The 23144-nt window shown below is 64.9% G+C and carries 20 protein-coding genes; 1 reads left to right on the top strand and 19 read right to left on the bottom strand.

From position 1 onward, the window contains the following. Positions 1 to 17: 17 nt before the first annotated feature. The 16 genes from fadD32 to ACIBI6_RS28245 all read right to left on the bottom strand — a co-directional run bounded on the left by fadD32 (position 18) and on the right by ACIBI6_RS28245 (position 19988). A complete protein-coding gene (fadD32, locus tag ACIBI6_RS28170) occupies positions 18 to 1934 on the bottom strand; it encodes a long-chain-fatty-acid--AMP ligase FadD32 (RefSeq protein WP_364349479.1) in 1917 nt (638 codons plus the stop codon). A gap of 192 nt (positions 1935 to 2126) precedes the next feature. Beyond that, complete coding sequence (locus tag ACIBI6_RS28175; protein WP_396958351.1) at positions 2127 to 3206, bottom strand: LLM class F420-dependent oxidoreductase; 1080 nt, start codon at positions 3204 to 3206, stop codon at positions 2127 to 2129. A 314-nt stretch (positions 3207 to 3520) separates the two neighbouring features. Further along, on the bottom strand, positions 3521 to 4510 hold the full coding sequence (locus ACIBI6_RS28180; protein WP_396958352.1) for a cutinase family protein: 990 nt from the start codon (positions 4508 to 4510) through the stop codon (positions 3521 to 3523). After that, entirely contained in the window at positions 4507 to 5022 is a 516-nt protein-coding gene (locus tag ACIBI6_RS28185) for a DUF732 domain-containing protein (RefSeq protein WP_364349473.1), read from the bottom strand. Before ACIBI6_RS28185 ends, ACIBI6_RS28180 begins: the two co-directional genes overlap by 4 nt. A gap of 102 nt (positions 5023 to 5124) precedes the next feature. Further along, the gene (locus ACIBI6_RS28190; protein ID WP_396958353.1) at positions 5125 to 7002 is read right to left on the bottom strand and encodes an alpha/beta hydrolase-fold protein; all 1878 of its coding nucleotides are present in this window, start codon (positions 7000 to 7002) and stop codon (positions 5125 to 5127) included. Positions 7003 to 7136: 134 nt separating this feature from the next. Next, positions 7137 to 8174 (bottom strand): alpha/beta hydrolase family protein, encoded by a 1038-nt coding sequence (locus ACIBI6_RS28195; protein ID WP_364349467.1) that lies wholly within the window; start codon positions 8172 to 8174, stop codon positions 7137 to 7139. A gap of 313 nt (positions 8175 to 8487) precedes the next feature. After that, on the bottom strand, positions 8488 to 8982 hold the full coding sequence (locus ACIBI6_RS28200) for an alpha/beta hydrolase-fold protein (RefSeq protein WP_396958354.1): 495 nt from the start codon (positions 8980 to 8982) through the stop codon (positions 8488 to 8490). Positions 8983 to 9269: 287 nt separating this feature from the next. Next, entirely contained in the window at positions 9270 to 10241 is a 972-nt protein-coding gene (locus tag ACIBI6_RS28205) for an alpha/beta hydrolase (protein ID WP_396958355.1), read from the bottom strand. A gap of 396 nt (positions 10242 to 10637) precedes the next feature. Continuing rightward, entirely contained in the window at positions 10638 to 11729 is a 1092-nt protein-coding gene (locus tag ACIBI6_RS28210; protein WP_396958356.1) for an alpha/beta hydrolase, read from the bottom strand. Positions 11730 to 11966: 237 nt separating this feature from the next. Continuing rightward, a complete protein-coding gene (zomB, locus tag ACIBI6_RS28215; protein WP_396958517.1) occupies positions 11967 to 13892 on the bottom strand; it encodes a flagellar motor control protein ZomB in 1926 nt (641 codons plus the stop codon). 7 nt (positions 13893 to 13899) lie between these two features. Next, complete coding sequence (locus ACIBI6_RS28220) at positions 13900 to 14832, bottom strand: decaprenyl-phosphate phosphoribosyltransferase (RefSeq protein WP_396958357.1); 933 nt, start codon at positions 14830 to 14832, stop codon at positions 13900 to 13902. A gap of 1 nt (position 14833) precedes the next feature. Then, the gene (locus ACIBI6_RS28225) at positions 14834 to 15379 is read right to left on the bottom strand and encodes a phosphatase PAP2 family protein (RefSeq protein WP_040685888.1); all 546 of its coding nucleotides are present in this window, start codon (positions 15377 to 15379) and stop codon (positions 14834 to 14836) included. Between the two features lie 80 nt (positions 15380 to 15459). Further along, the gene (locus tag ACIBI6_RS28230) at positions 15460 to 17466 is read right to left on the bottom strand and encodes a glycosyltransferase (protein ID WP_364349453.1); all 2007 of its coding nucleotides are present in this window, start codon (positions 17464 to 17466) and stop codon (positions 15460 to 15462) included. 77 nt (positions 17467 to 17543) lie between these two features. Further along, positions 17544 to 18773 carry a UDP-galactopyranose mutase gene (glf, locus tag ACIBI6_RS28235; protein ID WP_364349451.1) on the bottom strand — a complete coding sequence of 410 codons (1230 nt, stop codon included), beginning with the start codon at positions 18771 to 18773 and terminating at the stop codon, positions 17544 to 17546. A 94-nt stretch (positions 18774 to 18867) separates the two neighbouring features. After that, the gene (locus ACIBI6_RS28240) at positions 18868 to 19323 is read right to left on the bottom strand and encodes an enoyl-CoA hydratase/isomerase family protein (RefSeq protein WP_396958358.1); all 456 of its coding nucleotides are present in this window, start codon (positions 19321 to 19323) and stop codon (positions 18868 to 18870) included. Beyond that, on the bottom strand, positions 19266 to 19988 hold the full coding sequence (locus tag ACIBI6_RS28245) for an SDR family oxidoreductase (protein WP_364349446.1): 723 nt from the start codon (positions 19986 to 19988) through the stop codon (positions 19266 to 19268). Before ACIBI6_RS28245 ends, ACIBI6_RS28240 begins: the two co-directional genes overlap by 58 nt. A gap of 104 nt (positions 19989 to 20092) precedes the next feature. Here ACIBI6_RS28245 and ACIBI6_RS28250 point away from each other — a divergent pair, with 104 nt between their 5' ends. Further along, entirely contained in the window at positions 20093 to 20719 is a 627-nt protein-coding gene (locus tag ACIBI6_RS28250) for a helix-turn-helix domain-containing protein (protein WP_364349443.1), read from the top strand. A gap of 223 nt (positions 20720 to 20942) precedes the next feature. Here the strand turns inward: ACIBI6_RS28250 and ACIBI6_RS28255 are convergent, their stop codons facing one another. The 3 genes from ACIBI6_RS28255 to ACIBI6_RS28265 form a co-directional block, all read right to left on the bottom strand. After that, complete coding sequence (locus ACIBI6_RS28255; RefSeq protein ID WP_396958359.1) at positions 20943 to 21491, bottom strand: hypothetical protein; 549 nt, start codon at positions 21489 to 21491, stop codon at positions 20943 to 20945. Between the two features lie 71 nt (positions 21492 to 21562). Beyond that, a complete protein-coding gene (locus tag ACIBI6_RS28260) occupies positions 21563 to 22111 on the bottom strand; it encodes a hypothetical protein (protein WP_396958360.1) in 549 nt (182 codons plus the stop codon). A 220-nt stretch (positions 22112 to 22331) separates the two neighbouring features. After that, the gene (locus tag ACIBI6_RS28265; RefSeq protein WP_364349434.1) at positions 22332 to 23093 is read right to left on the bottom strand and encodes a MerR family transcriptional regulator; all 762 of its coding nucleotides are present in this window, start codon (positions 23091 to 23093) and stop codon (positions 22332 to 22334) included. Between the last annotated feature and the right edge of the window lie 51 nt (positions 23094 to 23144).

The following is a 23144-nucleotide window of genomic DNA, read 5'->3' on the forward strand; positions in this document are numbered from 1 at the left end:
GAGCCACCCTCGGGCAATTACTCTTCCGGTGCATCGGGGAAGGCCTGCTGGGTGTAACCACCCCGCAGCGTTCCCTCCAGATAAGCAGTCTTGCAGGCGCGTCGAGCGATCTTTCCGCTGGAGGTCCGTGGAATCGAACCAGCGGGGACCAAGAGCACGTCGCGCACGGTCACGCCGTGGCGCTGGGAAATGGCCGCGCGGACCGCGTCGCCGATCGGCAGCGGGTCGGCCTTACCGGCGCCCGGTCCGCGCTCGGCCACAATGACCAGCTGCTCGGAGGCGTCGTCGGCATCGAAGCTCAGGCCGGAATGGCTGCCCTGTTCGAATACCTCGGCGGGCAGTTGGTTCGCGGGCACCGAGAACGCGGCAACGAAACCGGGGCGCAGCGCCTTCGAGGCCTCCTGCGCGGAGAACTCGAGGTCCTGCGGGTAGTGATTGCGGCCGTCGACGATCACGAGGTCCTTCACCCGACCCGTGATGTACAGCTCGCCCTCGTAGTACACGCCGTAGTCGCCGGTGCGCATCCAGTTGGCGTCGAGCGCGGTGCCCTCGGTGTGGCTGCCCTCGGACAGGCGGTGGGCGACCTTGTTGTGGAAGGTCGCTGCGGTCTCGTCCGGACGACCCCAGTAGCCGATGCCCATATTGTTGCCGTGCAGCCAGATCTCACCGACCTGACCGTCGGCCAGCTCGTGCCCGCCGCCGTCGGAATCGACGGTCTCCGGATCGACGATGGCGGCCCACTGCGACAGCGCGACATAACCGCAGGAGACCTGAGCGATGGCGTTCTCGGCGCCCTGCTCGACCCTGATCATGCGGCCCGCGTTGAGCTCGTTGCGGTCGACGTAGACGACCTTGGCCTCGTCCTCGGCCTTGGTCGCGGAGACGAACAGCGTCGCCTCGGCCATGCCGTAGCAGGGCTTGATCGCGGTCTTGGGCAGGCCGTACGGGGCGAACGCATCGTTGAACTTCTTCATCGACGAGGTGGTCACCGGCTCACTGCCGTTGATCAGGCCGATGACATTCGACAGGTCCAGCGATTCGCCGTTCTTCGGCAGACCACGCGCGGCGGCGTGCTCGAAGGCGAAGTTCGGTGCGGCGGCGAAGGTTCCGGCGCCGTCGTTGTGTGCGGCCAGTTCCTTGATCCAGCGGTACGGGCGGCGCACGAACGCGCTCGGCGACATGATGGTGATGTACTTGCCGCCGACCGCGGGCAGGATCACCGTCAGCAGGCCCATATCGTGGAACAGCGGCAGCCAGGTGACACCGCGCGAGTTCCAGTCCAGGTTGATCGCGTCGACCATCTGCAGCAGATTGGTGCCGACCGCCCGGTGGGTGATCTCGACACCGGCCGGGACGCGCGTGGAGCCCGAGGTGTACTGCAGGTAGGCGATGTCATCGACGGCGACATCGGGTCGCACCCAGCTCTCGCCAACGGCGTCCGGGATCGCGTCGACCGCGATGATGCGCGGACGCTGGGCGGCGGGCAGCGAGCGGAAGAACTGGCGCACACCGGCCGCGGAGGAGCTCGCGGTCAGAATGGCCGAGGGTTCGCAGTCGCCGAGCACCGCGTGCAGGCGGTCGGTGTGGCCCGGCTCGTCCGGGTCGAACAGCGGCACCGAGATGGTGCCCGCGTAGATCGCGGCGAAGAAGGAGATCACGTAATCCAGGCCCTGCGGGGCGAGGATCGCGACCCGGTCACCTGGGTTGGTCACCTGTTGCAGTCGAGCGGCCACCGCGCGCAGCCGAATACCGAACTCACGCCACGTCAGCTCCTGCGCCTCACCGTCACGCTCGCGCGAATAGTCGATGTAGCGGTACGCGAGGGTGTTCGCGTCGTTGCGGGTGTGCTTCTCGACGTGGTCCACCAGGGTGTGATCATCGGGAATACGGATGTTCCCGGTCTCATCCAGGTAATCGTCGAAAGTCTCTTCCATTCCTTCATCTCCTCCGAGGCACACGCAGCAAGACGGCGACAACGCCGCTGTTACCTGTGAGGCCCCGACTCGCTATCGCCCGCGGGTGCTCTACATGCAAGAGCCAGCCTGCAGATTTTATTGCGGTCTGCGCGGTAGACCGCTATCGGCTAGATGTTCTCAAACCAGAGTCATGTTACAGAGAAGACCGGGTCACTCCCCCCGCAGCAGCGGAATAATCGGCGCGAACGCGTCCATCTGGGTTGGGAACACACCGACATAGGACATCGATGTGAGTTGCCGCACCTGACGGATCTGTTCGGCGATCTCCTCGAATGTGCCGATCGCCACATAGGGCGAGGCGAGGATTTCCTCGACCGACAGTTTTACGTCGACCTCGAGGTCCGGGTGCAGTCCACGATCGATGGCCGACAACGCCATCTCGGCGGTCTTCTCCCGATCGTCGGTGATGACGATCGCGGTAATGGCCCAGTTCAGCTCGATATCGGCGAAACGCTCACCCGCGGCTTCCTTGATCAGGTTCACCTTCTCGATGGTCTTTTCCAAGGTGATCCCGGACAGCAGTCCCTTGCCGTTCTTGGTGGTGACCGGAACGACCGAGATGATATCGGCGTGCTTGGCGGCCAGTCGCAGCATCTTCGGGCCGCCGCCGCCGGTGCAGATCGGCGGGCGCGGGCCCTGCCGCGGCCGTGGCGTGCCCTTGACACCGTGCACCTGGTAGTACTTGCCCTCGAAGGTGCATTCCTGGCCACGCAGCAGCACATCGAGGATGCTCAGGGTCTCGTCCAACTTCGCAAGGCGCACACCCGGCGATTCGTACGGCAGACCAGCGGCGACGAATTCGTCCTGCTTCCAGCCCGCGCCGATGCCGACCTCGAGGCGGCCCTTGGACAGCACGTCGATGGTGGCCAGGTCCTTGGCCAGCACCACCGGATGCCGGAAACCATTGGCCAGCACCGAGGTTCCCAGCCGGATCCGCTCGGTGGCCTGGGTCAGCGCACCGAGTGCGGCGATCGGGCCGATCTGGTCACCCAGGTGATCGGGCACGACGAAGGTGTCGAAGCCGTATTCCTCGGCCGTCTGCGCGGTCTGGACGAACTTCCTGGCCCCGCCCTCTTGCTTATTTCCCTCGCCCGCGGCCGCGAAGCGGAAGGGCCGCAGCGGAGTACCCAGCGCGGTCAACTCGGCATCCGCGTCAGGGCCCGCCGTGGTGGCCGGTGCAGTGCCGTTTCGAGCGACCCGCAAGCGATCGCTAGCGGCGGCTTCTGTCATGAACTCATGCTCCTGGCTGTAAGGAAATGTGGGCGCGACGCCCGGCCGCATCGTGCCCACACTTCTGGGGGCTCGAGGGCCGGCATCGCGATCATCAGGCGCACTTTACAGCGTTGTGGTGTGTAGTTGCCCGGGCTTGCGTCACTAGCACCGCGATCAGGCGGGTTTCATGTGACCGGTCACCAAGGAAACAACTGATTTCGTGCGCCCATGGGTAACTCGCCGGGTACGCCCAGCGGCTCACCCGCACTCGACCGTCGGTCCGCGACGGCACTGTCGAGGCTCCCATGACCGGTAAAGGCCCGGGGAGGCGGTCAAGCATGCGCCGGGTGGGGCGCTGCTTCGATCAAACCTTCGGCCCAGTTCACTGTCCACTGTGTCGCGGTGGTGCCATCGCCGTCCACCACGTAACCGTTGTAGAGGCTGTGCACCGGGTTGCCCACCGCGCGGACGAGGGTCAGCACGCTGCCCACGATGTTCAGGGGACTCAACGCGTCGTGCGGCGAATCGCAGATCAGATCACCCGGCGCGCAGATGGTGTAGGTGCGATCGGCGAGCGAGCCGAAACCACCTTCCCTTGCGCCGGTCATCGTGATCCCGGGCACCTTCAACCCGTTGAGCGCGATCTCGGCGCCGACTCCGGCGGGCGCGGTGCCGATCTGGATGGCCTGACCCGGCCCAGTGTCACCGGTGCGGCGACCGTCGGCGATCAGCATGACGCCCAGCACCTTGTCCGCGGGTACCGGCCCCTTGCCCACGCCGATCTGGTTGGCGATATCGCCCGCGATCACCGCGCCCTGGGAGAACCCGGCGAGCACATACGTGGTCAGCGGACAGTCGCGGTACCGATTCGACATCGCGTCGAGCGCACGCTGCCAGCCCTCGGAGCGGCTGTTGTTGTAGGACTGCTGACCGTCCGGCGGAATCGCGATCGGATTGGAGAACTGCGCGATGTAGGGAACGGTATAGACATCGAGCCGTCCCTCCGGGAACTGCTGCGATACCGGCCCGGAGACGTTGAGCATCAACGAGATCGGATTGGCCGTCGGATTGTGCGGATCGTCGTTGCTATTCGATTCCCAGGTACCGGGTATCGAAATCATCTGCACATCGGGACACCAGGCCGGCTGGGAGGTCGGCGGTGGCGGCGGCTTCGGGCCGGGCTTCGGCTTGCGCAGTGGACCGGCGAGCACGAACCACAGCAGCAGCGCGATGACGAGGACGAGCACCACCAGACCGATGAAGAGCAGACATCCCGCCGGTTTTCGGGGCCGGCGGGAGGCCGAACCGAGACGCGCACTCACTGGCAGTACGTCGCCTTAGCCGTATCGATGTAGATCCTTCCGGCCTTCTCCACTGGCATCTTCGCCGGATCGAAGGACGGATCCGATCCGGCCATGGCCGAGACGAAGGTCATCAGATCTTGATCGGAGGCATTCGCCGCGATGCCCTGGCAGACGTAGGAGCCGATGCTCAGCGCGATATCCGGGGTGGACGGGGTGATGCCCGCGGCCTTGAGCGCGTCGAGGAACTTCTTGTCCTTGTCGGTGAGCTTCGAGGTGTCCTCGGGGGCGGCATTGGTCGGGACGGGCTGCGGACGCTCCGGCGTCGCCGTATCGGTGGGCGTCTCGGGGGCCTGCGACGGCTGACCGGTCGCAGCGGCGCTGGTCGAGGCGGGGGTGGGCGCCGCCGTCGTGGTGTGCGACAGAGTCGGCGTACTCGTGGCCGTCGAATCGTTATTGCCACAAGCGGCGAGCAAGCCGGTAGCGGCGATCCCCACGACTACGCCGATAACCTTTCCGCGGGTCCGATGCATGAATTCGTGTCCTCGATCTGTTCACTAAGGGGTCGGGTCGCCACCCAGGCTAGAGGAAAGCCAACCATAGGTGCAGTCGGTCAGCAAACAGACCGGTTGGAATCAAATACCGTGAACTTCGGGTTTGCCATCGTGCACGGTTATGAATCCGGTCTGGAAATTCTGCTGGGTGCCGCCGGGAATGGCGAACTGGTCACTGGTCGGATACCCGAGCCGGCCGTTCTCATAGCCGACCACCGACCACATATCCATGATCGGACCCGAACGCACCGCCCACGCCCCCGAGAGCGGGCTCCAGTAGATATTTCCGCCCTCGAACTTGCTGTAGCGTCCGAAATCCTTGCTCGGGGCCTCGGCGGCGGTAGGGAAACCGAGTTGGCTGTTCTCATAACCCAATTCGGCGTACTTGCCCAGGATCATCCCCTGCACATGATGTGCGCCGGTCTTCGCGCTGTAGTAGAGCGGGCCGTTTTCGAAGGGCTGGACTACACCGTCCTTATTGGGGGCCTTGGTCTCCGGCCCGGTGGGATATCCGGCCGGACCGCTCTCGAAGCCCTGCCTGCCCCATTCGTCGAGAATGGCGCCGCGCACCACCTGGGCGCCGGTTCGCGCAGTCCAGTAGAGCAGGCCGTTCTGGAAGGCCTGCATGCGTCCGCGGCCATCCGGCAGCCCGCGCTCGCCATCGGCGGGCAGGCCGAGCGAACCGCTCGGGCCGAGCGCGGCCTGGTAGCCGCCGCCGATCATGCCGCCGACCGCGTGCGCCCCGTCGGCCTGCGAATAGAAGACCCGACCGCCCTTGAAGTCCTGCGCGATGCCGCCCGCCACCGGGTACTCACCGGTCAGGCATTCACCGAGCCAGCCGTTGCCGCTGGCCAGCGCGGCGATCGCGCCCCCGGTCTGGCACGGCGGTTTGTTCGGGTCGACCCCGAGCGCGGCGGCGGCCTGCGGCCAGGACTGCCGCATTTCGAAATCCCAGTACGGCCACGAATGCGTGCCGGAGGGACGGTAATTCACCTGGGCGGGGATGGAGAGCTTGGCGAGTTTGGTCACGAAGTTCTGCGAGGTCAGCCGGGATAGGATCTCCAAGCCCATGCCCGCGTAATTGGTGCTTACCCCGGGAATGCCGCTGGCCTGGTCGAACGGCCCGGTCGAGCCGTTACCGCTGGAGATATACAGGCTGACGCCCTTGAGCTTGTCCGCCAACGCATATGGGTCGTGGCTGTCCCATTCCGGGCCGCCGGGCGGACCCCACATGGCGGCCGAATCGAAGCCGCCCGCATCGTGCATGGCGAACTGGATCGCCTGCGGCATGCCGAGGGTGGTCGTGGTCAGCACGCCGGAGTACGACGCGGCGTATTTCGCGAAGTTCGGATTGCGTCCGGCCAGGAACATCGCGGCCGTGCCGCCCATCGAAATGCCTTCCATGCCACGCACCTCCGTGGTCCGCCACTGGCTCTCCAGTAGCGGCGGAAGTTCTTTGGTCAGAAAGGTCTCCCATTTGTAGTTGCGACCGTTGTCCGGCTGCAGCCAGTCGGAGTAGAAGCTGGACTGACCGCCGACCGGCAGCACCACCGTGACGTTCTTATCGGCGTAGAAATCCACCGCACCGGCGTCGTGGGTCCAGCCGCTCTCCTCCTCGGTGGCCCGCAGACCGTCGAGCATGAACAGGGCCGGGAACCTGGCCTCCGGGTGGGTGTTCCAATCCCGGGCCAGCAGCAGCTGCACCTGGATGGGGTTGGCCATCGACGGTGAATTGATCCACAGCGCGACCCGTCGATCGGTCAGCCACACCACCCGCTGCATCGTCGCGCCGACGGCCGCAGCGACGGCGGGCTGGGCGTTTGCCGGCGCGGTCGCCGGGGAAATGCTGGATGCGAGTGGGATCACGATGGCGATGGCGAGCAGCGCGACCCGGCCGCGGGCCACACGCCCGTCACGCCGCCCGCGCCGCCCCCGTCTGCCGAATGCGAGTGCTGCCACATGTGTTTCCTACCCCGGTTGCGGCGCGGTAGCCGGTAGACACGCGGATAGGCTTTTCCGCCTTCAAACGCGAAACGGCGCCATCTGCTTCCGTTCGGAAGCAGATGGCGCCGTTCGGCGTCTAGACCCTCAGCTCACCAACCGCCGGTGGCGTCGAGGATGCCGTTGTGGGAGTTCCACAGCTCACCCTCCCAGTACTTCCACGAGTGGGTACCCGCGGCCGGGAAGTCGAACGTGGCCGGAATGCCGAGCGAGCCCAGGCGAGACTGGAACGCGCGGGTGTTCACCAGCGAGAGCGCCTCCAGCGCCATACCGTTGGCGGTGTTGAAGTAGCCGACAGCCGAGTTCGGGTTGTCGTACTGCCCCGGCAGACCGCTGGCCGCCGAGATGTACATCGGCAGACCACGCAGCTGCGGCGCGAAGACGAACGGGTCCATCCGCAGCCACTGCGAGCTCCACGGCGCGGCCATCGAGTCCACGTTGTAGCGGCCGGCATCCAGCATCGCGATGCGGATCGCCTCACGCATACCCGGCGCGGAGATGTTCAGGTAGCCGGAGTAGGACGCGGCGTACTTGAACTGGTCGCGGTGATAGGCGGCCAGTGCCAGCGCGGCCGAACCACCCATCGAGAGACCGACAACCGCGTTGTTCGTGCGCGACACACCGTAGCCCTCGAGGAAGGCGGGGAGTTCCCTGGTGAGGAAGGTCTCCCACTTGTAGGTGGTCTTCTGGCCGTTGGTGTTGCTCGGGCTGTACCAGTCGGCATAGAAGCTCGACTGGCCGCCGACCGGCATGATCAGCGAGATGTTGTCGTTGCCGAACTGCTGGAGGGCGTTCGTCTCGAACGACCACGCATTGCGGTCGTCACGTGCCCGCAAGCCGTCGAGCAGATACAGCGCCGCGTTACCGCCGCGCGCTGCCCACTGCACCTGGACCTTGATCGGCCCCATCTGGGACGGGACCATCAGGTCCTCGAAGCCGCCCGACGGCGTCCGCAGCGCGGGGCCGTGCACCGGCGCGGCCAAGGCAACGGTCGGGCCCGTCACGCCTGCGGCGATCGGTAGCGCCAACGCCGCGGCACCGACAGCCAGAATTCGATTCCGCCAACCACGAGGCGTGCCCCGCCGTCCCGACTTGGTTCTCTTCGGCGCGGCCGCCCTGCCGAAACCCATGAATCCTGCTCTCTTTCTGCTGTTGTGGTGTCGCCCGTAGCCCTTGCGGGCCGGGCAACACCCGTGCTGCCAACGAGACGCGCGTCACATGCGAACCGGTACCCGACATTCCGGCACAAGAGACGGCGCTACAACGATCTGGTCACACTTGCGCTCGCTGGAGGTTATTCGACATGCGAAGCCTTAGCAAGACCGGGGTATTCGAGTGACCGAATTCCGCCCGTTCACAAGCTGTGATCGTGCGGAGACCTTATCGCGTTCGTCCGGAGATGTCGTGTCGGAACGGGAATTTCGGACAAAGATTAGGGGGTCACTAGGGAGTCCCAATCCTTGCCCGGGAGTACCGGCTCGGATCCGGCACCATCCCGAGTGCTCGGTCGGCCCAGTAGCACCAGGCGTGCACGCCGACCGCGGGGTAGCGCAAGACCGCGTTCCTCGGGCCTGGGGATCCAGCCGGACCCGGAAGGCAGGGGTCGTGATCGGCTCCAGCAATGCCAGCCGCAGCGCCATGCGCATACCTGGGCACCGAAATATTCGAGTAGCCCGAAAACGAACCGGCATAGCGGAATTGGTCCGGGTGATATACCGCTAGCGTCAGCGTCGCACTGCCGCCCACAACAGATATTCCACTTCGGCAGATCTCGGTTTCGATCTCCCAGCCGCTGAGATCGACAGCGGCTATTCCGGAGGGCAGTGCCAATGCCACTCCGACCACCGACCGCCGCAGCCAACCACCGGCAACTAGTTCGCGAGGCCGCATCGATTCGACCTTCCGCCCATGCGAGCACCGTTCGCTGTTGTCGCGCATGAGGATCGACACTCCGCACCGATGCCTCCCGCGCACAGAAGGTCTCAGCGTTATCGCTCTTCTATAGGCAAATCTTCGAACCGCACCCGAACGAAATGCCGCCGCCGTGCCGGACCGTGAGGAAATCCGGAGAATTTGTCGCTGCGGACTCCAACTACGGACCGAAATCGGACATACCGCGCCGAACACTTCCCAGCGATCACCCAGACAACAAGCGAACAAATAGATGAACCCGGACAAAACAAACGGACCGCCTGGCGTCCAGGCGGTCCGATCGGTGCGTAAAACTAACCGATGTTGGCGGAGAGGTCCGGGAGCATGCGGTTGAACTCGTCCTGCCAGTTGTTCCAGGCGTGGACGCCATAGGCCGGGAAATCGTAGACGGCATTACCGCCACCCAGCGTCGCCATGCGCACCTGGAAGGCCCGAGTGTTGGCCAGCGCCAACGATTCCAGGCCCATGCCGTAGAGCGTGTTGAAGCTCGGGCCGTCCTGAGAGGTCGGCAATCCGCTAGCCGCGGCAATCCAGAGCCTGGTGCCGTTACGCACCAGGTTGGGGGCGAAGACGAACGGGTCCATCCGCAGCCACTGTGGGCCCCACGGCGGCGCCATCGAGTCCACATTGTAGCCGCCCGCGTCCAGCATCGCCGCCCGGATTGCCTCACGCATACCTGGCGCGGAGTTGTTCAGGAAGCCGGAGTACGAACCCGCGAACCTGAATTGGTCCGGATGATAGGCAGCCAGTGTGAGTGCGGCGCTTCCGCCCATGGACAGCCCGAAGACACCGTTGCCGTTCGGGTTGAACCCGAGCCGGTCGCGCAGCGCCCAGCGCAGATCATTGGTCAGGAAGGTCTCCCACTGATACCGATAACTCTTGCCGGGACCACCCGAGAGCGCGTTCATCGCGCCGGAGCCGGAGTTCGAGCCGGAGCCCGCGGGAACCCCGAAGAACTCACTGGGCGCGTTCCAGTCGGCGTAGAAGCTCGACATGCCACCGACTGGCATGACGACGTTGATATTCCAACTCGCCATCTGCTCGGCGACGTTGGTCTCGATCTCCCAGCCGTTCAACGTCTCCGGAGCGCGCAGGCCGTCGAGCGCGTACACAACACGGTTGGTATTGCCGTCCGCGGCCCGTAGCACTCGGGTCTTGATCGGGCCCATGCTGGAGTCGACCCAGAAGTCGAAGGCCGCCGGGTCGAAGCCAGCCGATGCGGTGGCGCCGATGCCCGCCACGGAGATCCCGAGCGGTAACAGCATGGCCGTCGCCACGCCGAACACCAATTTCTTTGCCCAGTAACCCGAGGCAGATCCTGGGTCCCGACGCGGGGGCCTACGTTTCCAGCGCACACTTCGCATTCGACTCGACCTTTCATCCGGACGGCCAGCCAGCAAATAGTTAGCGACTTCGGCCGACCCCTCATCGGGCATACAGACGCACCGTCCTACTCAAAACGGACGATTCGACCTCTATGCATGCTCTTTGTACATCAACCTCCAGCAAATGCTTCTATGTTGCTGGAAAGTGATTCACCCCACAACTACCGAAGGCATCACGCAGCTGATTCGTTGTCAACGGGGGTTTCGGACGGATGCGAGCAAACAAAAAACCGCCTGGCGTGCGAACACGCCAGGCGGTTTCGAGCAGGTCTCGGATTACCCGATGTTGGCGGAGAGGTCCGGGATCATGCGGTAGACCTCGGACTCCCAGTTGTGCCAGTTGTGGATGCCGACAGACGGGAAGCTGTAGGTGACATTCTGCGCACCCAGTGTCGCCATCCGGACCTGGAAGGCCCGGGTGTTGACCAGCGCGAGTGCCTCCAGCGGCGTGCCCTGGATGACATCGATCGGCGAGCTGGCATCGGCCGGACCGGGCAGTGCGCTGCCGGCGGCAACCCAGAGCCTGGTGCCGTTCTGGATCAGTCGCGGCGCGAAGACGAACGGGTCCATGCGCAGCCACTGCGGGCCCCACGGCGGCGCCATCGCATCGATGTTGTAGCCACCAGCGCTGATCATCGCGACGCGCAGCGCCTCGCGCATACCCGGTGCGGAGATGTTCAGGTAGCCGGAATACGAACCGGCGTAGACGAACTGGTCCGGGTGGTAGGCCGAGAGCGTCAGCGCGGCGCTGCCGCCCATGGACAGGCCGAAGACGCCGTTGCGGGTGGGGCTGAAGCCGAGGCGATCACGCAGGGCATTGCGCAGATCGCTGGTCAGGAAGGTCTCCCACTTGTAGGTGTTCGACTTGCCGAGAGTCTCGTTCCAACCCGAGGAGCCGGTCATCGCGGACCCGGAGGAAGAACCGTTGGCCGAACCCGACGAACCGGTGCTCAGGCCGAGGAAGTTACCCGGCGCGTTCCAGTCCGCGTAGAAGCTGGACGGGCCGCCGACCGGCATGACCACATTGATATTCCACTTGGTCAGTTCACGGGCGACCTCGGTATCGTTCTCCCAGCCGCTCAGGTCACCGCGGGCCCGCATACCGTCGAGCGCGTAGACCACGCGGCCGGTATTGCCGTCCGCGGCGCGGAAGATCCGCGACTTGATCGGACCCATGCTGGAGTCGACCCAGAAATCGAAGCCGTCCGGGTTGAACGCAGCCGACGCGGAACCCGCCGGACCTGCTACTGACACCCCGAGCGGCAGCAAGATAGCCAGCGACATCAGCACCGACCGCTTGAGCCACGAAATGGCTCTACGGGTTTTCAGACGTCCATTCTGCGTCCTTCGCCCGATCACGCCTCGCATCTGGTTTACGGCCTTTCGTTATGCGGTCGTACTACGACCGCGTCTCTACGTTGACCACTGGATGGGCCATGTCGAATCGGACGCCCCGACGGGCGTTCCCACGTACCATATCGCTTCATCGATGCGGTGACGTTATCAAAAAGAGATAAAGCGATATGCGCCACGTTTATTTGCCCTGGTCAGTGAAAGAACTGAGCCCACGGAGATCCATGGGCCCAGTGTGACAGGAGTTGCGTCTTACCTTTGCGGTTGAGGATACGGGTCAACTAACCCACACCGCTCGATCTCGTACTTCGGCACGCGATCGATCCGGTATTTCGCGAAATGCAGTGCGTGGATCAGGTTGTGCTTGAAGCGGCCCCAGGTGAGCGGATCACGGTAGGAGATATTCAGTGCCACGGTCTCCGGGCAGCTCATGGCGGTACGCGCCTGGGTGACCCACTTCTCGTCCATGTACCAGGGCATCCACGGATGCCGGTCGACCATGCCGAGATCCACCACGACCCAGTCCGGATACAGGCTCTTGTCGTGGCCGATCCGGCCGTCGGTGAGCCGGTCGGTGTGCGCGGCCAGCGGATAGGCCAAGCCCATCTGGTCGATGACGCGCACGTCCAGCGGGACGTTCATACTGGTCATGCCGAGGTTCAGGAAGTAGACGGTATGTCCGGCGCCACCCTCGGGAATCGGCTGCGGCGGCGGCGCGACGTACCAGAACATGAACGACGGCGAGTTCAGCAGCAGACCGCCGTCGGGGGTTTCGGCGATGTTGTTCACCATGGCCCGCACGCGCGGGTAGTCCAGGTAGTCCTCAGCCAGGATCGGATGGTCGTGGCCGGTATTGAGGACGTAGTAGACGCGCTCGTCGACGATGCCGGAGGAACTGATCTTGGTGCCGGACTTGATGGCCGTGGTGTTGGCCGCGAACAGCGCCCAGCCCGCGGTGCCGAGCAGCGCGAGCGCGATCACCGCAAAGGACCAATTCTTGGCTGTCACCGCTCGCAGGCCGCCCTCGGGCAGCCGCAGCGGCACCACGGCGACCGGCAGCAGTAGGCAGAACAGCTGCGGCAGCAGCATCCGGCCGTGCATGAAGTCACCGCCGACGCGCAGGGCGTAGATCGTGAGGACGAATCCGCTGCCGAGCACGAGCGCGACCACCGCGCTCGGCGAGTGCAGCCATTCACGGACCCGGCGCACCGTCCAGCCGCGCTCGGCGGATTCCTTGGCGGAACGCGACGAGCGGCCCGCGACCACACCGAGCACCAGCAGCACCAGCAGCGGCACCCACAGGTAGTACGGACCGACCAGATCCCACAGGTATTTGCAGCCCTGACCCCACTTGGCGCCGCCCGCGTCCTTGGCGACCGCGGTATTCGGATAGGGCAGGCCGTAGTAGCCCATCCGCCAGACCTGGTAGCACATCGGCACCAGTCCGGCGGCGGCAACGATCAAGCCGCGCAAAACGATCGGGTGCAGCCGGGACCGCGGCATCGGGGCCAGGAAGATCATCAGCAGCGACAGCGCGCCGACCAGCGTCATCTCCGGACGGATCAGCGGTGCGAGGCCGGCGAGGAACACCAGCCCGAACAGCGCGGGCAGCTTCACTCGCTCGGTCTGGCTCCAGCGCACCAGTTGCCACCACAGCAGACCCAGCCAGCAGATGACCAGACCGCTCTCCAGACCGGAGGTGGCGTAGTCACGGGCGGGCGGCAGGGCGATGTAGACGAATACGCCCGCCGGCAGCAGCAGTGCCGTTTTCGTACCGCCCCACAGCCGTGCGGCGCCGAGCATGGCGAAGACGATCGCCGACATCGACACCGTCAGCGCGACACCGAGTACGACGTACTCCAGCCTGGCCTTGGTGAGCCAGCTGAAGAACCACACCAGATAGGTCCACGCGGTACTGGTGTTGGTCTCGACGCGCTCGCCCTCGTTGAAAACCGGTCCGTTGCCCGCCAACAGGTTCCGCACCGTGCGCAGCACGATGAGGCCGTCGTCGGCGATCCAACGTCGCTGCCAGGCGCCGACCGAAAATAGGACGACAGTGAGTGCGATCCCACCGACGAAGGTGGCTCGGGATAGCCTGGCGAACCACAAGGCCGAACGAGCCGGCCCTTCGGCCGGCTCCTTCGTTACTTGTTCTGTTCGCTCCACTCCCTCTACCAACAGTTCGTCAGGTGAGATAGACAGCGACACCTACCGCTCCGATCCAGGCGATTGCGAGGAACTGGAGGATGCGATCCCCCAGCGCGATCTCTTCGGGTTCACCGGCCTCGCCGCCATCGACGTCGACCGCGTAACGCAGGATTGCGATGGTAAACGGAATCATCGAGATTGCGAACCAATTGGTGTGCTTCAGATTGTCCTGTTGGAACGCCCACAGGCCGTAGAACACCACTACCGCTGTCGCGGCGAGAGTCCAGATGAAGCGGAGATACGTCGGTGTGTAGTACTCCAGCGACTTGCGGATCTTGGCGCCGGTGCTCAGCGCGATCTGCAGTTCGGCGTAGCGCTTACCCGCGGCCATGAACAGCGAGCCGAACGCCATGATCAGCAGGAACCATTGCGACAGCTCGATATTCGCGGCCGCACCACCGGCAACCGCGCGCAGCAGGAAGCCCGAGGACACGATGCAGATATCCAGCACCGCCTGGTGCTTGAGGCCGAAGCAGTAGGCCAGCTGGATGCCGATATAGACGGTCATCACCACGGCCAGATGCCAGGAGGCCAGGAACGATCCGGCGATCGAGCCGAGCAGCAGCACGATCGAGAGCAGGTAGGCCAGGTTTACCGGGACGACGCCCGCGGCGATCGGGCGGTACCGCTTGGTCGGGTGCGCCCGGTCGGCCTCGACGTCGAGTGCGTCGTTCACCAGGTAGATGCCCGAGGCCGCCATGCAGAAGACCACGAAAGCGAGCCCAACGTGACCGAGCACGGTCAAGTCGGTGGCCGTATCGGGACCGGCGGCCAGTGGCGCGGCGAGCACCAGCACGTTCTTGACCCACTGACGCGGGCGGACCGCCTTGAACAGCCCGCCGGGCAGTGTCTTGGGCGGGCCTTTGACTACTGCTTCGGCTAGGTCCGTGCTGGTCGGCTCTTCACTCATGTCAACCAAGGTCTTTTCTTGTGCGGTCACTATCGAGTCTCTTTTCGGCGGCAAGCACAACAGCGGCGGACGCGGCGCCGAGCGCGGAACCGGCGAGCACGTCGGAGGGATAGTGCACCCCGAGCACAACCCGGGAGAGCAACATCGGTGGGACGAGCACCGCAGGCAAGGGTAGCCCGGTCAGTCTGCCGAGCAACACCGCCGCTGCCGTCGTCGAGGTCGCGTGCGAGGACGGGAAGCTCAGTTTGCTCGGCGTCGAGACGTTGACCTGCACCGATGGATCATTGGGCCGCGGGCGACGGACGATGCGCTTGATGACGATCGATGCGGCGTGCGCACCGACCGCGCCGACCGCGACCCCGGCCCACTGCCGACGCCGCGGTTTGTCGACGAGCCAGCCCGCCGCCGCGATGCCGATCCAGCCGAGCGCGTGCTCACCGAAATGCGACATGCCACGCGCGGCCTTGATCACCTCGGGCTTGGTGCCGATGGTGGCCTGAACCGCGTTGATGATCTTGACTTCGGGCGGTTGCGGCGCCGACGGCACCGCGGATACCGGGCCGCCGTGTCCGTTCGCACTCGGGCGTACCGCGGTGTTGTCGTCCGCGGCGGTGGCTTCCAGACTCACTACTGCTCATCCTTCGTGTCGATACCGAAGACGTTCTCCCAGGCCGCCGTGCTGGTCAGCGTCGGGTGGGCGGCGCGGTAGCGCTGCTGCATCTCCGGGAAGCGGGCCGCCAACTCCTTGCGCAGCCGCATGGCCTCCTTGAACAGGCCGAGGGCCTGACGCGGATCGCGCTTGCGGTAGACGACGCCACGGCCGTCCGCGGTGGTGACGGTGACGCCGTCGATCTGCGAGAGCAGGAACCAACGGGCGTCCAGCGTAGGCACATTCAGCTGCGGACGCTCATGATGCTCGGCATGTGCCGCGCGGAAGTTGTGCACGACGCCCTTGGCCAGGCGGACCACTTTGGCGATCGGATTCGCCGGTTCACCGACCGCGCCGACGCCGATGTGGCTGGCCAGCGGCAGTTCGGTGGACGACGGCAGGATGACCGCATCCGGGTACTGCTTGCGCATTTCGTGCACCGCGCCGAGCGCGCTCGGCAGCAACTGGAACAGGCGCTCCGGTCCGGCGAGGAAGTCCTTGATCGCCAAGTTCTGGATGGCGACCGTCGAATACTCCAGGCAGAGTAGGTGTTTCAGGGTGGCCTTGACGGTGTTGACGACCATGCCGCGCCCGTTGCCCGGCAGATGCAGCGAGGCGACCACCAGACGGTTGCGCAGGTGGAAGTACGCCTGCCAGTCGATCGCGTCGTCCTTATCGCTCCAGGCCATATGCCAGACGGCCGCACCGGGCAGAGTGACCGTGGAGTATCCGTGATCGCGGGCGCGCAGCCCGTATTCGACGTCGTCCCACTTCAGGAACAGCGGCAGCGGCTGACCGATCTCCTCGGCGACCTGACGCGGGATCACACAGGTCCACCAGCCATTGAAGTCGACGTCGATGCGCCGGTGCAGCAGCTTGGAGTTGTCGCGATCCTTGAGCGGGTACTTCGAGAAATCGTGGTCGTATTCGACATTCGGCGCGGAGGTCCACATGAAGATGCCGCGGTCCACGACCTCACCCATGCTGTGCAGGTGTGAGCGCTCCTGCAGGTTGAGCATCTGCCCGCCGACCAGCATGGGCGATTTGGCGAAGCGGGCGAAGGCCAACGCGCGCAGGATCGAATCGGGTTCGATCTCGATATCGTCGTCCATGTAGACGATGTACTGGGCGTCGGTGGTCTTCAGCGCCTCGTACATGACCCGGCTGTAGCCACCCGAACCGCCCAGGTTGGGCTGATTGCGAATGGCGAGCCGATCGCCGAGCACCGCGGCGGCCTCGGTGAAGCCGGGCTCGTCGACCACCTTGCGGTTGCCCTGATCGGCGACGATGACCGCGGCGATCTTCTCCAGCACCAGCGGATCCGAGCCCAGCGCGCCAAGGGTTTTCACCAGATCGCTCGGCCGGTTGAAGGTCGGCATGCCGACCGCGATTGTGCCCGCACCGGGCGCCTCGACCGGTGCGTACCAACCACCCGAGAGCAGCGTGACCGCCGTATCGGTGGTGATGTCGAACCAGATCCAGCCGCCGTCCTCGAATGGGCCGAGATCGGCTTCGAATTCCACATGCACCGATTCGGTAGCAGTGTTGGATCGGCGGCGCTCCCTGGTCCCTCCGTGGTCACGCTCGGCGGCCTCATCCGGGCCCTGCGCTCCCGCGAGCGCGACCGCGAATTCCTTGCCCTGCACGTGGATTCGCGAGCCATCCGCCTTCGAGCGGTAGACGTCCACGCGACCGTGCCCGGCAAGCTCGAGCCGCAGCACAACCGACTTCAGCATGCTCCAGCGACGCCAGTAGCTCGCGGGCAGCGCGTTGAAGTAGGTGCAGAACGACACCTCCGACTCCGCGCCCACCGACAGCGAGGTACGGGTGGTGGCGTGCGCACGCCGGGCATTGGTCGGCGACTCCTCCAGGTAGAGGGTGCGCACGTCCAGCGGTTCACCCGGTCGGGGCAGGATAATGCGCTGTAGCAGCGACTTCGCGCGGGTTTCGGTGGTCATGTCTTCCAAAATCGATTGGGAGGTCATTCGTTGCTTTCAGCGTCAGTGCGGGACACCCGCACCCGGTCGGCTTCGATGAGCGGGGCTTCGCCAGTGTCGCTCATCTACGCCTCCTGGTCCGAAAGAGGCTCGCCCGACTCCAGGTGCGGCCGGAGGACATTGTCGAACATGCTGAGCGCGCTGCCGATCGCCATATGCATATCCAGGTACTGGTAGGTGCCGAGGCGACCACCGAAAAGCACCTTCGCCGTCGCGGTTTCCTTTTTCGCCAGCTCGCGGTACGCGGTGAGCTTGGCGCGGTCCTCCGGTGTATTGATCGGGTAGTACGGCTCGTCACCGGTCTGCGCGAAGCGGGAGTATTCGCGCATGATCACGGTCTTGTCGTTCGGGTAGCTGTCGCGCTCCGGGTGGAAGTGCCGCGGTTCGATAATGCGGGTGTACGGCACATCCGAATCGTTGTAATTCATGACCGAGGTGCCCTGGAAGTCGCCGGTTTCGAGCACTTCGGTCTCGAAATCGATGGTGCGCCAGCCGAGTTCGCCCTCGCTGTAGTCGAAGTAGCGGTCCACCGGTCCGGTGTAGACGACCGGGGCATCCGGGTTCTCGGCGCGGATCTGCTCGCGCACGTCGAACCAGTCGGTGTTGAGCCGGACCTCGATGAGCTCGGAGGCGGCCATATTCTCCAGCCACTTCGTGTAACCCTCTTTGGGCAGACCCTCGTAGGTGTCGTTGAAGTAGCGGTTGTCGAAGGTGTAGCGCACCGGCAGGCGGGTGATATTGCCCGCGGGCAGTTCCTTCGGATCGGTCTGCCACTGCTTGGCGGTGTAATCGCGGACGAACGCCTCGTAGAGCGGACGGCCGATCAGCGAGATCGCCTTCTCCTCGAGGTTCTGCGCGTCCTTGGTCTCGACCTCCGAGGCCTGTTCGGCGATCAGCTTGCGCGCCTGTTCGGGGGTGAAGTAGCGGCCGAAGAACTGGGAGATCAGACCCAGGCCCATCGGGAACTGATAGGCCTGCCCCTTGTGCATCGCGAAGACCCGGTGCTGGTAGCCGGTGAATTCGGTGAACTGGGTCACGTAGTCCCACACCCGCTTGTTCGAGGTGTGGAACAGGTGCGCCCCGTACTTGTGCACCTCGATCCCGGTCTGCGGCTCCGGCTCCGAGTAGGCGTTGCCGCCGAGGTGGTAGCGACGATCGATCACTAATACCCGTTTACCGAGCAGTTTGGCGGCGCGCTCGGCGACGGTCAGCCCGAAGAATCCGGAGCCGACGACGATCAGATCGAACTGTGAGGCGGAGTTTGCGGAGTTACCCGGGGACGATGCGACGGTCACGGGTGCCCAGCGTATCGGAAGTCCGCGCGCGGGCCGGGTGGAGTCACGACCTGCGCGCAGTCACCGACGGATGCCATCGGGATTTCTCCTGGTGTTAGCCGAAACGACTACGCCGCGGCAACTCGGCGGCTATTACATATTCACGCAAACTGATCATCTGTCCAGTTTCGTGGACTCGCGTTGGTTGGGCGACTACACCAACGCTGACCCTTTCGAGCGACCCCATGCGCCGCACCGTCTTCGCCTTCGTGGGTATCAGCGCCTCGCGCGGACCACGTGCGATATCTCCGGCGAGGCGGCCCACAGTATCCATCAGCTCCGCCACGGGTACGACCTCCGCGACCAAGCCGATGCGCAGTGCCTCGGCGGCATCGATGCATCGGCCCGACAGGGTGAGATAGCGGGCGGCCGCACCGCCGACCAGCTCGACCCATATCTCGGCCTCGAATCGGGAGTCGTACCGCAGGGCGATCCGGCGGCCGCCACCCTGAACTACTCCGGAAAGCCGATGTCCGACTCGACGGCGTCGCGGTCGGTGTACATGCGCCAATAGTGGTCGCCCAGTTCGTCATTGGTCATCCGGACGATCTCGAGCCCGGCCGGGAACAGTTCCGGCTGCTCGTCGACCAGGCGCTCGGCCTTGCTGTTGCCGATCAGCGCGCCGATATTGAGCAGGCCGACATAGACGCCGGTGCCTTGCAGTTCGACGGCGAGCTGGCGAATGTAGGTGCGCTGCGCGCCGAGCGCGACACCGAAATTGGACAGATATGGGACCGGATACCTGTCCGAATATCCGGATGAGAACAGGAGTGCCCCTTCACCGCGCTCGATCATCGTGGGCGCGAGCGCGCGGGTCATCCAGATCGGTGAATAGACCTTCAATTCCAGCGGGATGCGCAGATCAGCGGCATCGACATCGAGGGTCGTCGGGATGCGATTGACCGCGTCACCCGCCGCGCCATGCATCGCGACGTCGATCTGCCCGAACTTGTCGGTGATGTCATCGACCACGCCGTACAGCTGCTTCTCATCGGTGAGATCGGCCGGGAAGGCCGCGGCCTCGATGCCCTCGGCGGCCAGTTCCGCCACGTGCGCGCGGGCCTTCTCCGGATTCCGTCCGATGACCGCCACACGGAACCCTTCCCGGCCGAACCGCCGTCCGGTCCCCATGCCGAGCCCTGGGCCGAAGCCGAATATCGCGATCGTCTTGGTCATACTTCCTCGCTAAGTTGAGTAGTGGTTCAAGTTAGCGTCGACGGTAGCATTAAGTTGAACCTATGCTCAAGATAAATCCGGTATCGGATTTGTAGGATCGGCGAATGCCCGTGGACAAGCCGTTACGCAGCGACGCCCAACGCAATCGGGACGCGCTCGTCAACGCCGCCCGCGAGGTCTTCGAGGAACGCGGCCTGGACGCACCACTCAAGGAGATCGCCGCCCGCGCCGGCGTGGCCATCGGCACGCTCTACAACCGTTTCCCCACCCGCGACGACCTCATCGCCGCCGCCGTCGAGGACCGCATCGAGGCGGGCGGCCGCATCGCCCGGGAGGCGATCGAAATCCAGGACCCCTGGGACGCTTTCGTCTACCTCGTCGAGAAGGTCTGCGAACTCCAAGCCGCCGACCGCCTACTCAGCGACCTCGCCCTACGCGGCGCCCCCAGCCCCGCGATCGCGCGCGCCCAGGAATACGGCCACGGCCTGATGCGTCAAATCATCACCCGTGCACAGGAATCCGGCGCCCTGCGCCCCGACTGGGTGCTGGAAGACATAGCCTTCATCACCTGGTCGCACACCCGCATCATCGAAGCCACCGCCAAAATCGCCCCCCAAGCCTGGCGCCGCCACCTCGCCCTGATCCTGGACGGCCTGCGAGCCACCGCCGCCCACCCCCTCCCAGTACCCCCGATCACCGAAGATCAACTGATGCAGGCGCTCGAGGGTTAGCGCCCGAGGCACTTCGTCCGGAGTACGTCAGTGCGGCCGAAACAACCTGTGGGCCGAGCTCATTAGACGGCTACGGTGATTGCCCAGCAGGAGGCTGCCGCGGCTACGTGTAGTGGCCGGGCTGATATGTGGCCGGCCGTACGGATGGCTCATCAGCTCCCCCGCTTTCGTTGTGCGAGAGCGTTACCGCGCGAACCGCAATTGCTCGACCACGAACTGATCGTCAGTAGTGGGGGTATTGCGGGGGTTGAGCGTAAATCGGGGCGGGTGGATATGGATATTGCGGCGGGTAGGGGGCGCGGGCTGCCGCGATCCAACGTCCGGTGGAGCCCACGGAAGCGCAGATGAGGATGGTCAAGGGGATGACCCCCACGACGGCACCAGCGGGGTTGCCGGTGGCGATGCTCATCGCGGAGCCGATCAGGCTGAGCGAGGACATGATGATCAGGATCACCCGGCCTGCCGTGCTGCGGCGGAATAGCAGAATCGCGCCGAGCAGCCAGAGAAATGCGATGAGTCCGCCGAGCGCGATCAGGCCGTAGATGTAGCCGGGCACCGCCGGGGCGGCCGGAGCGTAGCTGCCGTACTCGTGCGACTTGTTGCTCTCGTCGATCGCGACGAACAGTCCGATGACCACGCCGACAAGTCCGAGCAAACCGACGATCACCGCGATGACCGCGGCGGTGATCGCAGTGCCACCACTCGCTCGCTGCTGATAGCCGTACGCGGGTTGCGGATAGCCATAACCCGGTTGGCCATATGGGTAACCCATCGAGATCTCCCTCCCCACTTCGATCGCTGAACTGTACCGCGCCGTGCGGGTTTCGTTCGATGCGAGCGCGGTCAGTAGGTCAGCGCGGGATGTGATGGGTGGGTGGGGCGGGCGGCGGTCCAGCGGGCGGCGTATTTGTTGGCGCACAGGACGAGGATGAGGAGGGGCTGGGCGAGGTCTATGGCGCAGCGGAGCAGGTTTTCCTGGATCAGCGCGGTCATCTGGCCGACCAGGCCGAGGAACGGGGACACCCAGAGCGGGTGGTCGGCGGTGGACCACCAGAAGATACCGAGGCCGAATTCGTAATCGGTGAGCGAAACGGCAAGTCCGACAATGCCGATCGCGAGTGATAGGCCGGATGCGACGATCAGGGTGTAGCGCCCGGTCTCGTTCTGACGCCACAGCTGGATACCGCCGAAGATCATGACAATGGCCATCAGCGCCGCCCCGAGCGTGGTGAAGATGACGAGCGAATTGTCGAACCGGCTTCGATTGTCGATGAAGTCGACGACGAGCAATGTGCCGCCGAGCACGCTCCCCGACCCATACAGCACCGCGAGTGCCGCACCGATCTGCGCGACCACCCCGCTCGGCGGCCGATCCCCACTCCGGTAAAGCATCGTCGACACTCCTCCCCACTAGTTTGTGGACGATCCGATCCTACGGCCGTCGCGCCCGACGCGGTGTTGTCGATTCGGCCGCGATCCCCCGATCGGTCGACAGCGAGGTGAGAGCCAAAAGCGCCCGCGCGAAGGCGGGCAAGATCACCGAGTGCCCGCACGAACAATCGCGTGCGGGCACTCTGCTATCAGGTGCGTGGGCTACGAGAACCCCGTCGAACTATCGCAGGTTGGCCTCGGCATACGCCTTCATCGCGTCACGCACGAATTCGGTTGTGCCGTCACCGTGTACGTCGTAGTTGGCCGCGAACCGCGGGTCGGCGACGTACATTTCGCCGAGTCCGGTGAAGTACTCGTAGGACGGGCGGCGCTGGGAACCGATCCCGATCCAGTCGTAGTGCCGCGCGACGATGACCTGGACCTCGTCGCTGTCGGGGGCGAGTCCGGTGGCGTGTGCTCGGCCGTAGTCGGCGGCGATATCCAGGTGGGTCTGGAAGTACGCCTGCTTATCCGCCTCGCTGAGCGAACGCCACCAGCGGTCGCCGCTTTCGTAGGCGTCCTTGCCCCAGCGTTCGATCACCTCATCCTTGTACCGAGTGTGGTCGAAACCGTCGAAAACCTCTGCTGCCATGAGTTGTTCACCTCGTTCCGTCTTGTGCAGCGTGGTGGTCACCGACTCGATCTGGCGCCGGATCCGATCCTGTTCCTGCCGAAGCAGTTCCAGGTGCGCGCGCAGTGCGGCGGCGGTGTCCTGTTCGCCCGCTAGAACTTCGGCGATGACCGGAAGGCCGAGGCCGAGTTCGCGCAGCAGCAGGATGCGTTGCAGCCGAACCAGGGAGTCCTGGTCGTAGTAGCGGTAGCCGTTGGTGCCGATCCGACTCGGCGGCAGCAGCCCGAGCTGCCCGTAGTGGCGCAGCGTTCGGCTGGTGGTACCAGCCGCCTTGGCCAGATCCTGGATGGACCATTCAGTGTCCGTTCGCATGACCTGTTCTCCCTTCTTTCTCGTCGGTACAACTAGCTTGCAAGTTGACGT

The sequence above is a fragment of the Nocardia sp. NPDC050412 genome (assembly GCF_044458825.1).
Classification (GTDB): Bacteria; Actinomycetota; Actinomycetes; order Mycobacteriales; family Mycobacteriaceae; genus Nocardia.

Excerpts from the sequence above, each read along its gene's own strand:
- ACIBI6_RS28220 (WP_396958357.1), bottom strand. The coding sequence starts at position 14,832 with ATGAGTGAAGAGCCGACCAGCACGGACCTAGCCGAAGCAGTAGTCAAA.
- ACIBI6_RS28175 (WP_396958351.1), bottom strand. The coding sequence starts at position 3,206 with ATGACAGAAGCCGCCGCTAGCGATCGCTTGCGGGTCGCTCGAAACGGC.
- ACIBI6_RS28195 (WP_364349467.1), bottom strand. The coding sequence starts at position 8,174 with ATGGGTTTCGGCAGGGCGGCCGCGCCGAAGAGAACCAAGTCGGGACGG.
- ACIBI6_RS28255 (WP_396958359.1), bottom strand. The coding sequence starts at position 21,491 with ATGGGTTACCCATATGGCCAACCGGGTTATGGCTATCCGCAACCCGCG.
- ACIBI6_RS28210 (WP_396958356.1), bottom strand. The coding sequence starts at position 11,729 with ATGCGAGGCGTGATCGGGCGAAGGACGCAGAATGGACGTCTGAAAACC.
- ACIBI6_RS28260 (WP_396958360.1), bottom strand. The coding sequence starts at position 22,111 with ATGCTTTACCGGAGTGGGGATCGGCCGCCGAGCGGGGTGGTCGCGCAG.
- ACIBI6_RS28200 (WP_396958354.1), bottom strand. The coding sequence starts at position 8,982 with ATGCGCGACAACAGCGAACGGTGCTCGCATGGGCGGAAGGTCGAATCG.
- ACIBI6_RS28205 (WP_396958355.1), bottom strand. The coding sequence starts at position 10,241 with ATGCTGTTACCGCTCGGGATCTCCGTGGCGGGCATCGGCGCCACCGCA.
- ACIBI6_RS28185 (WP_364349473.1), bottom strand. The coding sequence starts at position 5,022 with ATGCATCGGACCCGCGGAAAGGTTATCGGCGTAGTCGTGGGGATCGCC.
- ACIBI6_RS28265 (WP_364349434.1), bottom strand. The coding sequence starts at position 23,093 with ATGCGAACGGACACTGAATGGTCCATCCAGGATCTGGCCAAGGCGGCT.
- ACIBI6_RS28245 (WP_364349446.1), bottom strand. The coding sequence starts at position 19,988 with ATGACCAAGACGATCGCGATATTCGGCTTCGGCCCAGGGCTCGGCATG.
- ACIBI6_RS28250 (WP_364349443.1), top strand. The coding sequence starts at position 20,093 with ATGCCCGTGGACAAGCCGTTACGCAGCGACGCCCAACGCAATCGGGAC.
- ACIBI6_RS28230 (WP_364349453.1), bottom strand. The coding sequence starts at position 17,466 with ATGACCTCCCAATCGATTTTGGAAGACATGACCACCGAAACCCGCGCG.
- fadD32 (WP_364349479.1), bottom strand. The coding sequence starts at position 1,934 with ATGGAAGAGACTTTCGACGATTACCTGGATGAGACCGGGAACATCCGT.